Here is a 15,380-nt window from a genome sequence, read left to right as displayed (position 1 = left end):
TGCGATGTCGCCTTCGCTTCGCTATCCGCCGGGAGCATGCCACGGATGCATGGCCCTCGGCGACGCTTGCAGGCGGACCAGTGGGGGCGCAGAAGCCCAGCACCCTTGAAACGGTCGAATCTGCCGATGCCCGCCTATCGTTCCCGCACCACCACCCACGGTCGCAACATGGCCGGCGCCCGTGGCCTCTGGCGCGCCACCGGCATGAAGGATGCCGATTTCGGCAAGCCGATCATCGCGGTCGTGAACTCGTTCACGCAGTTCGTGCCCGGCCACGTCCATCTGAAGGATCTCGGCCAGCTCGTGGCCCGGGAGATCGAAGCGGCGGGCGGCGTCGCCAAAGAGTTCAACACGATCGCGGTCGATGACGGCATCGCGATGGGCCACGACGGGATGCTGTACTCGCTGCCATCGCGGGAGCTGATCGCCGATTCCGTCGAGTACATGGTCAACGCGCATTGCGCCGACGCGATGGTGTGCATCTCGAATTGCGACAAGATCACCCCCGGTATGCTGATGGCGACCCTACGCCTAAACATCCCGACCGTGTTCGTCTCAGGCGGCCCGATGGAGGCCGGCAAGGTGCAACTTCCGGGCATCGCCAGGAAGGTCGACCTCGTCGACGCCATGATTGCGGCCGCCGACGATCGGATCTCCGACGAAGACGTCGCGGTCATCGAGCGCTCGGCCTGCCCAACCTGCGGCTCCTGTTCGGGCATGTTCACGGCGAACTCGATGAACTGCCTCACCGAAGCACTGGGGCTGGCCCTGCCGGGCAACGGCTCGGTGCTTGCCACCCATGCCGACCGCAAGCGCCTGTTCATCGAGGCCGGCCACCTCATCGTCGATCTGGCCCGCCGCCACTACGAGCAGGACGACGCAAGCGTGCTGCCGCGGGCGGTGGCGAACTTCACGGCCTTCGAGAACGCCATGACGCTCGACATCGCTATGGGCGGATCGACCAACACGGCGCTGCAGCTGCTGGCCGCCGCCCACGAGGGCGAGGTGCCGTTCACGATGGCCGATATCGACCGGCTGTCGCGGCGGGTCCCCGTGCTGTGCAAGGTCGCCCCGGCGGTGGCCAACGTTCACATGGAGGACGTCCACCGGGCCGGCGGCATCATGGGCATTCTGGGCGAACTCGACCGGGCCGGCCTGATCGATACCACGGTGGGCAACGTCTCGGCCGGGACTCTCGCCGGGGCGCTCGCCCGCTGGGACGTACGCGGTGCCCCGTCCGCCTCGGTCCAGACCTTCTACCGCGCCGCGCCCGGCGGCGTGCCGACCCAGGTGGCGTTCAGCCAGGAATCGCGCTCCGACGAACTCGACATCGATCGCGCGGGCGGCGTGATCCGCGATGCCGCGCACGCCTATTCGCGGGATGGCGGCCTCGCGGTGCTCTACGGCAACCTCGCCGAGCAGGGCTGCATCGTGAAGACCGCGGGCGTCGATACCTTGATACTGACCTTCACCGGCACGGCCCGGGTTTTCGAAAGCCAGGACGCGGCAGTCGACGGCATCCTCAACGGCAAGGTCACGGCCGGCGAGGTGGTGCTGATCCGCTACGAGGGCCCGCGCGGAGGCCCCGGCATGCAGGAGATGCTCTACCCGACGAGCTACCTGAAATCGAAGGGCCTCGGGAAAGCCTGCGCCCTCATGACGGATGGGCGGTTCTCCGGCGGATCCTCCGGCCTCTCGATCGGCCACGTTTCTCCGGAGGCGGCCGAGGGCGGCCTGATCGGCTTGGTGCGCGACGGCGATGCCATCGCGATCGACATCCCGGCCCGGAGCATCCGGCTCGACGTGGATGCAGGGGAACTCGACCGCCGCCGCGCCGCGCAGGCGGCAGCGGGCTGGCAGCCCGCGAAACCCCGCAAGCGTAAGGTCAGCGCTGCCCTGCGCGCCTACGCGATGCTCACGACCAGCGCAGCCCATGGGGCCGTGCGCCGGGTCTGATCAGCGGGTCATCAGGGCCAGGGTGGCGACGGCGGCCAGAACCGCCGCCGCTGCCACGATGAGCCCGACGATCCGCCCCCGCGCGGCCCTGCGCACGTCTGCGACAGCGGCGTCCGGCTGGACGCGGCCCAACGCAGCCAGCATCAGCGGTTCGATCGCCCGGTAGCCGGCGGTATTCAGGTGGAGCCCGTCCGTGCCGTAGGCCCGGCGCAAGCCGCCCTTCGGGTCAGCCAGCACGGAATGGTAATCGATGTAGGTCGCCCCGTGTTCATGCGCGTGGTCGCGCAGCCATGTGTTGACCGCCGCGATCATCGCCGGAGCATCCGGCACCTCCGGGTTCCACGGGATCCGGGCAGCCGGCATGATCGAGCCGACCCACGCCGTCACGCCCATGGCTCGCGCTTCGTCGAGCATGCCGGCGATGATCCTGGCGATCTCGTCGGCGGGCACGAACACCCCCTCGTTGCGGCCGATATCGTTCACCCCGCAGAGGAGATGGACGCCCTTCGCACCCGTCTCCTCCAGATCGCGGCGGAACCGCATGGTGATCCAACGCGCGGTCTGGCCCGATCCGCCGCGGGAAATGAGATCGTGGGCCGCGAAGGTCTTGGCGCGGAGATTGCCCCATTGCTCGGTGATCGAGTCCCCGATGAAGACGATCGGCGCCACCATGGGTCAGGCGGATGACGCAATGCCGAGAATCTCGGCGACGTCCGCCTGAAGCCTGTCCGCCATCATCTGCCGGCCCTCCGACGTCACGTGCACGATGTCGGTGAACAGGGAGCGGCCATCGGTTTCGAACAGCCGGCTCAGGTCGCGCACCGTGAAAGGCGCGTCGGTCGCGAGTTCGAGGCGGCCGAGCACGCCCTCGAAGCGGTCGTACTGGCGGCCGAGATAGGCCAGAAAGGTTCCGGACGCGGCGTTCGCTTCCTCGGCCACACGCTCGGTTTTGCGAACGACGGTAGGCTGAAGATAGAAGCGCGTCGGCGCGCCGATGCCGGGGGCGAGACGGGTGAGACGCTTCAGCGACAACTCGAACTGGCGGACCACCTCCCATTCCCAGATGTCCGACTGCCAGTTGGTCAACGCGCGCAGATTCTCAAGACGACTGAAGATCATCGCCTGCAAATTCTCATAGGAGAGCAGCTCCGTTTCGGCCTCGGTTCGCCCGGAATCCAAGACGAAATCGTGCAGGCATTCATTGATGAAGTGATTGAACGGAAAACCGGCCCGCGGATCGAAGCTCCACGGCTGGAAGATATCGGTTCCGCCGCCGACGATCAGGATCACGTCCGGCTGAAGATCCATCAGTCGGGTCGTGATCAGAGCAATCATCTGGTTCAGGCAGGCTGAGATCGCACCAAAGTTATAGACGCGCGCACCTTCGCCGTGGACCCGCTTCAGCCCCGTTTCCAACCGCCCAGGCACCGTGTCGGCGAAGACCTGCCCGTCGACAAGCGTGCTGTCGCCAACGACGAAGACGCGCAGCGTCTCCGAGGCGGGCCGTGCCTCCGCGTGGGCCGTGTTGAAATAACCGAGGCCGTCGTAGCGCCATCCTTTTTCCGGCAGGGCAGTCAACGGCTTCCCCGCGAACTGAACGTAGGGGGCCGGGAAACGCGTTCGCGCGTCGAAATTCTGGAATGTCTTCACGAACTTCTGCCGTCGGGCGTGTTCGTCGGCGTCGGACGGCCCCTGGGCCATGGTCCCTCTCTCCTGCCGGTTGATCGATTGGCGTGATTGCGGCGGCGTCCGCCGGGGAGGGCGCTCTGAGGACCCTATTGCAGCGCGCCCTCGTGCGTCGAACCGATTGCCGCTGCAGCAAAGAGGGCCCTAGCCGCGAATTTCGGCTTGATGTTCGAGGAACCAGCCGTAGGTCTGGCGCAGGCCGTCTTCCAAGCCGATCTCCGGCCGCCAGCCCATCGCGGCCAGCCGCGACATGTCCATCAGTTTGCGCGGCGCGCCGTCCGGCTTAGTCACATCGAATGTGAGGCGGCCCTCATAGCCAATCACTCGCGCCAGCATCTGCACCAGATCGGCGATCGTGCAGTCCACTCCGCTGCCGACATTGATGTGCGACAGGTTCGGGTGCGTGTTGGCCGCGTAGACCGCATCGTCCATGCCCATCACGAACACGCTGGCGCGCGCCATGTCGTCCACGTGCAGAAACTCGCGCATCGCCCGGCCCGTGCCCCAGACCGCGACGCTGTCTCGGCCCGCCGCCTTCGCCTCGTGCAGGCGGCGCATCAGCGCGGGCAGCACGTGGGCGTTGTCGGGGTGAAAATTGTCGTTGGGCCCGTACAGGTTGGTCGGCATCACGCTGCGATAGCGCCGCCCGTACTGGCGATTGTAACTCTCGCACATCTTGATGCCGGCGATCTTGGCGATCGCGTAGGGCTCGTTGGTCGGCTCCAGCAGACCGGTCAACAGCGCGTCCTCGCGCATCGGCTGCTCGGCGAACTTGGGATAGATGCAGGACGAGCCCAGGAACAGCAGCCGGTCGACGTCGCTCGTATGGGCCGCGTTGATGACATTGGTCTGAATCACCAAGTTGTCGTGAATGAATTCTGCCGGGTAGGTGTTGTTGGCGTGGATGCCGCCGACCTTGGCGGCGGCGAGGTAGACCTGATCGATGCGCTGCTCGGCGAAGAAGCGGCGCACGGCGGCCTGATCGGTCAAGTCGAGGCTCTGCCGATCGGCCGTGAGGATGCGCGTGCGGCCCTGCGCCTGCAGGCACCGCACGATCGCCGAGCCGACCATGCCCCGGTGGCCCGCCACGAAGATGGTCTGACCGCGATCGTCCATCACGCGTCCCGTTTCCTATCCGATCCCAGAGTCGTCGGGGCCCTATAGCGCCGAACCGGCGAAGAATCGTGGCGCGGGCGCAATATTTCTGCGGCGCAGCGGCTTGACGCAATCCACACATAGCTCGGCCCGATCCTATCGCGGATGCACATGGTGACGCTTGTTGGGCCCAGGCCCTTGCGTCCCATCGAAACGCCGCCATAGTGTCAAGCCATGCTGACACTCGCGGTCGATCACAGCGTTGAACAGGTCCGCGATCGGCGGCCGCATGCCGTGGTCATTGGCTCGGGCTTCGGCGGTCTCGCCGCGGGCGTCCGGCTCGGCGCCCGCGGTTACCGTGTGACGCTGCTGGAGCGCCTGGAACAGGCGGGAGGCCGCGCGCGGGTCCACCGGCAGGACGGGTTTACCTTCGATGCCGGACCCACCATCGTCACCGCGCCCCAGCTGTTCGAGGAGCTTTGGACGCTGGCCGGACGGCGCCTATCCGACGACGTGACGCTGGTCCCGATGGACCCGTTCTATCGGATCCAATTCGCGGACGGATCGTCCTTCGCCTATAGCGGCGATCCCGACCGCATGCGTGCCGAGGTCGCCCGCTTCGCGCCGGACGACGTTGCCGGTTACGAGCGCTTCATGGCCCACAGCCGGGCCGTCTGCGAGATCGGATTCGAGCGGCTCGGCCATGTCCCGTTCGGGCGGATCGGGGCGATGCTGAAGATCGCCCCGGACCTGATCCGCCTGTCGGGCCACCGCTCTGTATACAATGTGGTGGCGCGCTTCATCCGCGACGAGCGACTGCGCACGGTGTTCAGCTTCCATCCGCTGCTCATCGGCGGGAATCCGTTCCAGGCCAGCGCGATCTACTGCCTGATCGCGGATCTCGAGCGCCGCTGGGGCGTCCATTTCGCCATGGGCGGCACCGGACAGCTCGTCGACGGGCTGGTGCGCCTGATCCGCAGCCAGCGCGGACGTGTTCGGCTCGGTGCGGAGGTCGCGCGCATCCGCGTCGAGAACGGCACGGCGACCGGGGTCGAGCTTCAAGGCGGCGAGACGATCGCGGCCGATCTCGTGGTCTCGAACGCCGATTCGGCGGTGACGCATGCGCGCCTTCTGCCAGAGGCGCAACGCTGGAGCCCGGGTCGGTTTCGTCGCGCCCGTTCTTCCATGGGCCTGTTCGTCTGGTATTTCGGCACGAAGCGCCGCTACCCAGAGGTGGATCACCACACGATCCTGCTGGGACCGCGCTATCGCGGGCTGTTGTCCGACATCTTCGACCGCAAGGTCCTGGCCGAGGATGCGAGCCTCTACTTGCATCGGCCCACCGCGACCGATCCGAGCCTCGCGCCGCCGGGATGCGATGCCTTCTACGTGCTGGCGCCGGTACCGAACCTCGCTGGCGGACAGGACTGGCAGACGCTCGCGGACTCGTACCGGCGCCGGATCGCCCGGATCCTGGAGACGAGTCTGCTCCCGGGTCTGACGGATGCGATCGTGACCTCCCGGGTGACGACGCCTCAGGACTTTCAGGACGACTTCCTGAGCTATCGCGGTTCCGGCTTCGGGCTGGAGCCGGTGCTGACGCAATCCGCATGGTTCCGCCCGCACAACCGCGACGGCCATGTGCGCAATCTCTACTTGGTCGGAGCGGGTACGCATCCCGGCGCCGGCTTGCCCGGCGTGCTCTCCTCCGCCCGCGTCCTCGACAGCGTGGTTCCCGATGCCCGCGTTACCGCCTGAATTCGCCGCCGCCGCCGACCGGACCGCCTGTCGGGTCGCGATCCGTCACGGCTCCAAGAGCTTCTTCGCGGCCGGGCAGCTCCTGCCCGGGGAGGTCCGCGAGGCGGCTTACGGTCTCTATGCGTTCTGCCGCTACTCGGATGATCTCGTCGACGAGGCGCCGAGCGCGGCGGCCCGTCACGCCGCTGTGGCCCGCCTTGATCACCGGATCGGCAGAGCCTATGCTGGCGAACCCGCCGACACCCCCGCCGACCGGGCCTTCGCGGAGATCGTCACCGCCTTCGCGATTCCAGAGGCGCTGCCCCGCGCGCTCATCGAGGGTTTGGCCTGGGATGCCGAGGGGCGGTTTTACGCCGATCTCGACGCGCTCCACGCCTACGGGGCGCGGGTGGCCGGCTCGGTCGGCGCGATGATGGCGCTGATCATGGGCGTGCGCACGCCCGAGGCCCTGGCCCGCGCCTGCGACCTCGGGGCCGCGATGCAGCTCACCAACATCGCCCGCGACGTCGGCGAGGATGCCCGCATGGGCCGGATTTACCTGCCGCTCGATTGGATGCGGGCGGCCGGGCTCGACCCCGACGCATTCCTGGCCGATCCCCGGCCGAGCCCGGCGCTCGCCGGCCTCGTCGCACGGCTGTTAACCGAGGCTGACGGACTGTACCGCCGCGCCGAAGCCGGGATCGCCCAGCTTCCGCCGCGGTGCCGGCCGGCCATCCGCGCCGCAGGCCTGATCTACCGTGAGATCGGGCGCGAGATCGCAATCGCCAACCACGACACGGTCACTCGCCGTGCCCGCGTCAGCGGTACCCGCAAGCTCGCGCTGATCGCCCGGTCGCTTCGGGCTTCGGCGGACGAAGTGGATTTTGCCGCTCCTGCGCTGCCGCAGACGCTGTTCCTGATCCAGGCGGTCGCGCAGCAACCGCCAAGCTCTCGGGACAATCGGCCCGCGTTGCGTCCGTGGTGGAACGTGACTGGCCGGGTCGTCCACGTCCTCGATCTCATCGAACGGATGCGTGAGCGGGAAGCCTTCGGCCGATCCGCGCCGTCCTGAGCCGCCGCGAAATTCAACGCCCTGATCTGACGTGCTCGCCTCCCCAGGAAGGGCAGGGGGGAGGCGAGCACCGTCCTATTTGAGATCGCGCGTGTAGGTCTCGCCCGCATCGGCCTTGAGGGCCGCGCCGGCCTCACGGCCGATCCGCTCGGCCTCGGCAGCGGGTCCCTGGCGCGACACCGACCAGTGCCGGCTCCCGTCCGGCAGGAACAGTAGGCCGTCGAGCGACAGGGTCTCGCCCTCGATTCGCGCGAGAGCGGCGATCGGCGTCCGGCAGGACCCATCGAGCTCGGCCAGGAGGGCGCGCTCGGCGGTGATAGCGGTCGTGGTCCGGGCGCAGGCGATCGGCGCCAGCACATCGCGGACCGCGCCGTCCGCCGCGCGACACTCGATGCCGAGTGCACCCTGCGCCACGGCCGGCAGCATCTCCTCCACGCTGAGAATGCTGCGGGCCATGTGTTCGAGCCCGAGACGCTCGAGGCCGGCCAGGGCCAGCAGGGTCGCGTCGCACTCGCCCGCTTCGAGCTTGCGCATCCTCGTGTTGGCGTTGCCGCGCAGCGGCACCACCTGCAGATCCGGGCGGCGCATCAGAACCTGGGCACCCCGGCGCAACGACGAGGTGCCGACCCGAGCCCCCGCGGGCAGCCCGGCTAGACCGTCGGCATGCGGTGACAGGAAGGCGTCCCGGGGATCGTCGCGCTTCAGGATACAGGCGATGATCAAACCGTCGGGGAGCCAAGTTTCCACGTCCTTCATGGAGTGGACCGCGATATCGACCTCTTGGGCGAACAGGGCCTGTTCCAGCTCCTTCGTGAACAGCCCCTTGCCACCGATCTCGGAAAGCGGCCGATCTAGGATCTTGTCGGCCACGGTGGTGACGACAACGAGTTCGGTTTCCAGACCTGGATTGGCCGCGACGATCTGATCGCGCACCATCCCGGTCTGCGCGAGCGCCATCGGTGAGCCGCGGGTGCCGATGCGCAAGGGACGGTTCAACATCTGTCTTCGGATCTTCTTGGGTGGATGGGTCAGGGTCTTATAGACCGCCTGTCACGCTGCGGTCAGGGGTATTCAGGTTTCTTGAACCGGCCGTGTTGCATTAAGGCCGGTGGCGACGCCCCGCTTTCGCCGGACTGCATGCCTAACGGAACTTCGGCACACGACAGAGCGAACGGACATGGCGCGATGCTGACTCTGCCGAGCCGACGGCAGTTCCTGACCGGCCTCGGAGCGGGACTCGGTCTGACGGCGGCGACGGGCGTCTATGCGCTCGATATCGAGCCGCTGCGCCGCCTCGTCGTGACCTCCTACGCGCCGGCCCTCCCGCGCTGGGATCCGGCTCTGCGCCTGCGCGTGGCGGTGCTCGCAGATTTCCATATCTGCGAGCCCTACATGCCGTTCGACCGGGTGGCCGAGATCGTCGACGCCACCAATGCGCTCAAGCCCGACCTCGTGCTTCTGCTCGGCGATTACCCAGCGGGTTTCATCGCATGGCGGAAGCTGCCACTTACCCAGTTCGCCCGGATGATGGCGGAGCTGAAGGCCCCACTGGGCACGCACGCGATCCTCGGCAATCACGATTGGTGGGATGATGAGACCGTCCAGGCAGCCCGCAGCGGGACGCCCGCAGCCAAGCGTTTGCTGGAGGCGCGGGGAATTCCGGTGATGGAGAATCAGGCCGTCCGCCTGATCAAGGACGGACGCCCGTTCTGGCTGGCCGGCCTCGCCGACCAGCAGCCCTTCATGGGTAGCTGGAAGACGCTCAGCCATGCGGACGTGCCGCGCACGCTGGCGGCGATTACCGATTCGGCGCCGGTGATCCTGATGGCGCATGAACCCGACATCTTCGCCACCCTTCCGGACCGATTCTCACTGACCCTGGCCGGGCATACCCACGGTGGACAGGTGCGGATGTTCGGACGCTCGCCCGCGATCCGCAAGGTCCAAGGCCATGATTACGCGTACGGGCACATCGTGCAGGACCGGCGCCACATGATCGTGTCCGGCGGTTTCGGCATGAGCCGGATCCCGGTGCGGCTTGGTGTGCCGCCGGAGATCGTGCTCCTCGAACTCGGGCAGACCGCCCCGGCGCCTGACGCCTGAGCGACCTCGGGGGAGTCGAAGGGCTGCGATGCACCAGCTCCGCGCCCGAATGACGCGCCGCTCGTCGTCCGCTGCACGCCGCGCTACCTGCCTGCCATGCGCGCCCTTATACCACTCTTCGCCCTTTCCTGCCTCGTCGCGGCGTCCGGATCCGCCCGGGCCCAATCCTGCGACACACTCATCGACCGCGTCACATCCGAGACATCGGCGCAGGCGACCGAGCGCCGCAGCGATTACGCCAGCTTCTCAGCCAGTCCCGACATGACGCTGACGTTGGCCTGCGGCGGACCGGACTTCTCCTCCGTCGGCGCGCAGTATCGCGGCGCGAATCCGCCCGATACCTATTACGACACGTTCGGTCACGCCGGGCATGCCGTGACCGGGATCGATGCCCAGGTGATCACCGAAGCCGCGCACAAGGCTCAGGCAGCCGCGGTTCGGCTCCGCCACAGCAACGTCGATCTCGGCGGTGCCCGGATCACGTGTTCGGCGATGGTCTCGCCCGACAAGGGACCCCTGACCCTCTGCGCCGTGATCGAGCACAGCGATCGGAGCTGAGGCCGGCGGCACGCATCGCCGGTTCGCTGTCCCCCTCAGAGCGGGATGTTGTCGTGCTTCTTCCAGGGCTGCTCCATCTTCTTGGTACGCAGCATGCCGAGCGCCCGGGCGACCCGGCGCCGGGTGGAATGCGGCATGATCACCTCGTCGATGTAGCCGCGCTCGGCCGCCACGAACGGCGACAGGAACCGATCCTCGTATTCGCCTGTCCGCGCCGCGATCTTCTCGGGGTCACCCAACTCGCTGCGGAAGATGATCTCCACCGCACCCTTGGCGCCCATCACGGCGATCTGGGCGGTCGGCCATGCGTAGTTGACGTCTGCGCCGACATGCTTGGACGCCATCACGTCGTAGGCCCCGCCGAAGGCCTTGCGGGTGATGATCGTCACCAGCGGCACGGTCGCCTGTGAGTAGGCGAAGAGCAGCTTTGCGCCATGCTTGATCAGGCCGCCATATTCCTGCGCTGTGCCCGGCAGGAAGCCCGGCACATCCACGAAGGTCACGATCGGGATTCCGAAGGCGTTGCAAAAGCGCACGAAGCGCGCGGCTTTCCGCGAAGCATCCGAATCGAGCACGCCCGCCAAGACCAGGGGCTGGTTGGCGACGAAGCCGACGGTCCGCCCCTCGATCCGGGCAAAGCCGGTGATGATGTTGCGCGCGTAGGTCGCCTGGATCTCGAAGAAGTCGCCCTCGTCCACGACGCGGCGGATCAGCTCGCCCATGTCGTAGGGCTTGTTCGGGTTGTCGGGAATCAGCGTGTCGAGGGACGAATCGAGCCGCTCGACATCGTCGAAGCTCGTGAGTTCCGGCACGCCGTCGATGTTGTTGGCCGGCAGGAAGTCGAGCAGACGGCGGATCTGGAGGATCGCCTCCACGTCGTTTTCGAACGAGCCGTCCGCGATCGACGACTTGGTGGTGTGGACCTTGGCGCCGCCCAGCTCCTCGGCGGTCACGACCTCGTTGGTCACGGTCTTCACCACGTCGGGGCCGGTGACGAACATGTAGCTCGTGTCGCGGACCATGAAGATGAAGTCGGTCATGGCCGGCGAATAGACGTCGCCGCCTGCGCACGGGCCCATGATCACCGAGATCTGCGGAATGACGCCGGAGGCCATGACATTGCGGCGGAACACCTCGCCGTAGCCGCCGAGCGCCGCGACGCCTTCCTGGATGCGCGCGCCGCCGGCATCGAAGATGCCGATGATCGGGGCGCGCATCTTCAGCGCCATGTCCTGGACCTTCACGATCTTCTGCGCGTGGGCCTCAGACAGGGAGCCGCCGAACACCGTGAAGTCCTTGGAGAACAGGAACACGGTCCGGCCGTTGATCGTACCCCAGCCGGTCACCACGCCGTCGCCTGGGATCTTCTGGCTTTCCATGCCGAAATCCGTGGAGCGGTGCTGCACGAACATGTCGAATTCCTCGAACGACCCATGGTCTAGGAGGAGTTCGATGCGCTCCCTTGCGGTGAGCTTGCCGCGATTGTGCTGCGCCTCGACGCGCCTCTCACCACCGCCGAGACGAGCCTGCGCCCGGCGCTCTTCGAGCTTGTCGAGGATATCCTTCATCGCTGTTTCCGCCCTTCCCCTGCCGGTAACCTGCGACCCGGTTCGGGCCGGGTCCAAGCTTGTGCATTCGCCGATGATCCGGCCTTAGCACGGGCCTTACGGGTGGCAAACCGACATGTTTGTCAGAGCTTTGAGGGGATATGGTGGACGGTGCAGGGATCGAACCTGCGACCTTTCCCGTGTGAAGGGAACGCACTACCGCTGTGCTAACCGTCCGTACCGGCGTCAAGGCAGACGTGTCGGTCGCGCTTTTCCAGCGCGGCGAACCGGTGGCGGGCCTTCTAGGGCGCGGCGGGCCAGAACGTCAAGCGCGGTTCGCGATGTTCTTGCGCTTGGCCGGTGGACGCGGTCGATCACGGAGGGCGAGCTTTGAGCCAGCGCTCGCGACTGCGACCGGAAAAACTGGATCTCGTCCTGCACACTATCCATCCGAACCAGTGAAGCGGAACAGAACCTTTCACGACAGCCATGACGCATAGGCGGCTCACGACATCGCCGACACGGCCCCGGCGACGCCCAAGTCGCAGGTTCTTCCGCGTCCCATGGTTGACAAGTTCGCCGCCCCGGTGCGCTGTGCCGGGATGCACGAGGGGCCAGCGGGCGTGAATCCCGGTAGCGACGTGACGTCGGACAGCGCGAGCCGGGCGCAACGGCCGCGCGTGGCGATCACCTACTGCACGCAATGCAACTGGCTTCTGCGATCCGCGTGGATGGCGCAGGAGCTTCTCTCCACCTTCCGCGACGATCTTGGGGAGGTCGCGTTGATCCCGGCCTCGGGCGGCGCGTTCCGCATCGAGATCGGCACGGCTTTGGTGTGGGAGCGGGTGCGCGATGGCGGCTTTCCCGACGTGAAGGCGCTCAAACAGCGGGTGCGAGACCACCTCGACCCGGCGCGCGATCTCGGCCATATCGACCGGCCATGAGGCGAGGGAACGGCGAGGAGCCTGCGGGGCACCGCGGGCCGGGGACGGGCCCCGCTTGAGTCCGCAGCGGCAGGCCGGGGGCGGCGACGTCCCGGCGGTGATCCCCGCACGCCGGTCCTGGCTGTCTCGGCGGCTTCACCGTTTCGCCGGCAACGGATTCTCGACGCAGGTCTATCTGATCGCCCTCGTCGTGGCACTGATCGGGCCGGGCCTCCTGTTCACCGGCATTCTGCTGATGCGCTACGCGTCGGCCGAGCGGGCGCGCTTCGAGCAGGACGCGCGTGAGAACGTGCGCGGCATCGGCCTGTCGCTGGACCGCGATACGGCGGGTCTCGTCTCAGTGCTGCAGACGCTGGCCACATCGCCGCGGATCCGCCAGGGCGATTTCGAAGCGTTCGACGCGCAGGCGCGGCTCGTTCGTGAGTCCATCGATCTCGATGTCTTGCTCAGGCGGCCGAACGGCCAGGCGATGGTCAATACCGGCGTGCCGCGCGGTGCGCCGCTGCCGGTCGTGGGGCTGCCCTTCGATCAGGAGCTGGCGAAGGGCACGCAGCGCGCCATGGTGAGCGGCTTCGTGCCGGGTCCCTCCGCGAACGAAGCCTCCTACGCGGTCGGCGTGCCCGTGATGATCGACGGCGAGGTCGGATACATCCTGAGCTTCACCGTCCCGCTGTCCCGCCTTCAGGGCATCCTGTCGCGTGAGGTCGTGCCGGGATGGACGACGGGCATCAGCGACCGCAACGGCATCGTGCTGGCGCGGCTGCCCGATCCCGATGCGGTGGTGGGCCGCCCGCGGCTCGCGAGCCTCCGGCAGGTCCAATCCGCGACACCGGGGGTCTGGGAGGGCCAGGACCGCCAGCACAAGCCGGTCGTGGTGATCGAGGCCCGCTCCCGCCTCACCGGCTGGATGGTCGCCACCAGTATCCCCCAGGCTCTGGTCGACGCGCGCGTCCGCCGCTGGGTCTGGGCCTTCGCGGGCTTCGGCCTGCTGGTGCTTGCGACGTCCTCGCTGCTGGCCGTCAATCTGTGGTCGCGGGTCTCCCGCCCCTTGAGGCTGCTGGCCGCCACGGGGCCCGCCCTGGCGCGGGGTGAGGCCATCCCGCGGATCTCCTCGCCGGTCCACGAGATCCAGCGCCTCGCCCTCGTCCTGTCCGAGGCCTCGCTCCGCCTGCGCACCCGCGAGGAGGAGCGCGACCTTGCGCTCGCCGAGACGCGGCGGGGCCTGACGGCGCTCAGCGAGAGCGAGGCCCGGTTTCGGCACATGGCCGATTCGGCGCCGGCCCTGATCTGGATGACCGACGAGACCGGCGCGGTGAGCTTCGCCAATCTGCATTTCGAGCACATGTTCGGGATCAGGGCGGCGAGACTCGCCGAGGAGGGCTGGGCGCGGATCATCCATCCGGATGATCTCGAAGCGTTTCGAGCAGCCTTCTCGGAGGCGTTCGACGCGCGGGTGCCGTTCCGCCTCGAGGTGCGCGTGCTCGACCGGGATCGAATCGCGCGCTGGCTGCGCTGCGAGGGCGTGCCGCGCCTCGACGACGATCAGAACTTCCTCGGCTATACCGGCTGCAACATCGACATCACCGACGCGAAGAACGCCGAGGAGCACCTGCTGCTCCTGATCCACGAACTCAATCACCGGGTGAAGAACACCCTGGCCACGGTGCAGTCGATCGCCGTGCAGTCCCTGCGCGGGCTCGAAGGTGCGGAGGCCGATGCCGCGCGTGCCGCCTTCGAAGCGCGCTTGCTGGCGCTGGCCCGGGTTCACGATGTGCTCACCCGCGAGAGCTGGGAGGGCGCCGAACTGTCGGCGGTGGTGGCGGACGCGATCCGGCCGCTCGAATCCGGCGATGGCCGCGCCTCGCGGTTCCGGGTCACCGGACCGCCCCTGCGGCTGGCACCGCGGCTGGCCCTGTCGATCGCCATGGCGCTGCACGAACTGGGCACCAACGCGGTGAAGTACGGCGCGCTCTCGGCCGATGGCGGCATGGTGGACATTGCGTGGACGGTTCGGCGCGAGGAGGAGACGCTTCTGTACCTCCGCTGGTCCGAACGCGGCGGGCCGCCGGTCAAGAAGCCGACCCGCACCGGCTTCGGCTCCCGGCTGATCGAGCGCAGCCTGGCCCGCGAGCTGGCCGGCGCGGTGACGCTGAACTACGAACCGTCCGGCGTGGTCTGCACCATCGAGGCGCCCGTGCCGCCACCGGGCCTGCTGGACCGCAAGAGCGCCGCTGCGCCGGCGCGGATCGCGCCGCTGCCGTTGGCGGGATAGGCGGGGTGACCGCTCTCGAACCGGCTTCTCTGACAGGGTTATGCACGGTTGCGTGACGCGTCTCTCGGCAAGTCCGTCCGGCGCGATACGACCGTCCGGCATGGTCTACCGGGGGCGGTGCGCCGCGGCGAGGACGACCGCAGTGGATCGAGACCTCTCGCGCGTTCAGGACAAAGCCTCGGCAAGGAACGTCAGGGCTCGGCCCTGAAAGCCAGCGAACGGGCGCGGCCCAGCCCCTTTCAAGGTGTTTGCAGGATCATCAAGCCACCGGGCAAGCGCGCTCCTCCTCTGGCCCCTCCCGAGCGGGCTACGGGATGCATACATTTCCCTCGGAGAGGCGAAGGCGGCTCCGCGCGTCTCCCTCTTCCGCAGAGGGGGGAGGGGAAAAGGCGGTGCTCTTTTGATACGTT

12 protein-coding genes and 1 tRNA gene are annotated in these 15,380 nt (G+C 67.7%); 7 read left to right on the top strand and 6 right to left on the bottom strand.

Annotated elements, in window-relative coordinates; all coding sequences use genetic code 11:
• Positions 1-126 precede the first annotated feature (126 nt).
• Complete coding sequence (ilvD, locus tag OXS49_RS01815) at positions 127-1,956, top strand: dihydroxy-acid dehydratase (protein WP_267421213.1); 1,830 nt, start codon at positions 127-129, stop codon at positions 1,954-1,956.
• On the opposite strand, the gene OXS49_RS01810 is transcribed toward ilvD, so the two are convergent.
• The 3 genes from OXS49_RS01810 to OXS49_RS01800 form a co-directional block, all read right to left on the bottom strand.
• Complete coding sequence (locus OXS49_RS01810; protein ID WP_244007572.1) at positions 1,957-2,628, bottom strand: GDSL-type esterase/lipase family protein; 672 nt, start codon at positions 2,626-2,628, stop codon at positions 1,957-1,959. It lies immediately after the preceding gene.
• 3 nt (positions 2,629-2,631) lie between these two features.
• Positions 2,632-3,657 (bottom strand): SGNH/GDSL hydrolase family protein, encoded by a 1,026-nt coding sequence (locus OXS49_RS01805; RefSeq protein ID WP_267421212.1) that lies wholly within the window; start codon positions 3,655-3,657, stop codon positions 2,632-2,634.
• A 129-nt stretch (positions 3,658-3,786) separates the two neighbouring features.
• A complete protein-coding gene (locus tag OXS49_RS01800; RefSeq protein ID WP_267421480.1) occupies positions 3,787-4,758 on the bottom strand; it encodes a GDP-L-fucose synthase in 972 nt (323 codons plus the stop codon).
• Between the two features lie 213 nt (positions 4,759-4,971).
• On the opposite strand from OXS49_RS01800, the gene OXS49_RS01795 reads away from it, so the two are divergent.
• On the top strand, positions 4,972-6,495 hold the full coding sequence (locus OXS49_RS01795; RefSeq protein ID WP_267421211.1) for a phytoene desaturase: 1,524 nt from the start codon (positions 4,972-4,974) through the stop codon (positions 6,493-6,495).
• On the top strand, positions 6,476-7,546 hold the full coding sequence (locus tag OXS49_RS01790; protein ID WP_267421209.1) for a phytoene/squalene synthase family protein: 1,071 nt from the start codon (positions 6,476-6,478) through the stop codon (positions 7,544-7,546). The genes OXS49_RS01795 and OXS49_RS01790 overlap by 20 nt, the downstream gene beginning before the upstream one ends.
• Before the next feature lie 75 nt (positions 7,547-7,621).
• On the opposite strand, the gene hemC is transcribed toward OXS49_RS01790, so the two are convergent.
• Entirely contained in the window at positions 7,622-8,545 is a 924-nt protein-coding gene (gene hemC, locus OXS49_RS01785) for a hydroxymethylbilane synthase (protein WP_267421207.1), read from the bottom strand.
• Positions 8,546-8,731: 186 nt separating this feature from the next.
• Here hemC and OXS49_RS01780 point away from each other — a divergent pair, with 186 nt between their 5' ends.
• A complete protein-coding gene (locus tag OXS49_RS01780; RefSeq protein WP_267421205.1) occupies positions 8,732-9,649 on the top strand; it encodes a metallophosphoesterase in 918 nt (305 codons plus the stop codon).
• A 96-nt stretch (positions 9,650-9,745) separates the two neighbouring features.
• On the top strand, positions 9,746-10,207 hold the full coding sequence (locus tag OXS49_RS01775; protein ID WP_244007586.1) for an ABC transporter ATPase: 462 nt from the start codon (positions 9,746-9,748) through the stop codon (positions 10,205-10,207).
• 35 nt (positions 10,208-10,242) lie between these two features.
• On the opposite strand, the gene OXS49_RS01770 is transcribed toward OXS49_RS01775, so the two are convergent.
• Together OXS49_RS01770 and OXS49_RS01765 are read right to left on the bottom strand one after the other, a co-directional pair.
• The gene (locus OXS49_RS01770) at positions 10,243-11,775 is read right to left on the bottom strand and encodes an acyl-CoA carboxylase subunit beta (RefSeq protein WP_244007588.1); all 1,533 of its coding nucleotides are present in this window, start codon (positions 11,773-11,775) and stop codon (positions 10,243-10,245) included.
• 141 nt (positions 11,776-11,916) lie between these two features.
• Positions 11,917-11,991, bottom strand: a tRNA-Val gene (locus OXS49_RS01765).
• Positions 11,992-12,356: 365 nt separating this feature from the next.
• Between OXS49_RS01765 and OXS49_RS01760 the strand changes: the two genes are divergently transcribed.
• Positions 12,357-12,698 (top strand): SelT/SelW/SelH family protein, encoded by a 342-nt coding sequence (locus OXS49_RS01760; RefSeq protein WP_267421479.1) that lies wholly within the window; start codon positions 12,357-12,359, stop codon positions 12,696-12,698.
• A 97-nt stretch (positions 12,699-12,795) separates the two neighbouring features.
• On the top strand, positions 12,796-14,970 hold the full coding sequence (locus OXS49_RS01755) for an HWE histidine kinase domain-containing protein (RefSeq protein WP_267421476.1): 2,175 nt from the start codon (positions 12,796-12,798) through the stop codon (positions 14,968-14,970).
• Positions 14,971-15,380 lie beyond the last annotated feature (410 nt).

This window comes from Methylobacterium sp. GC_Met_2, assembly GCF_026540795.1.
Taxonomy (GTDB): Bacteria; Pseudomonadota; Alphaproteobacteria; order Rhizobiales; family Beijerinckiaceae; genus Methylobacterium.
The sequence above is the reverse complement of the archived record's forward strand: the minus strand, read 5'-3'. Positions and strand labels throughout refer to the sequence as shown.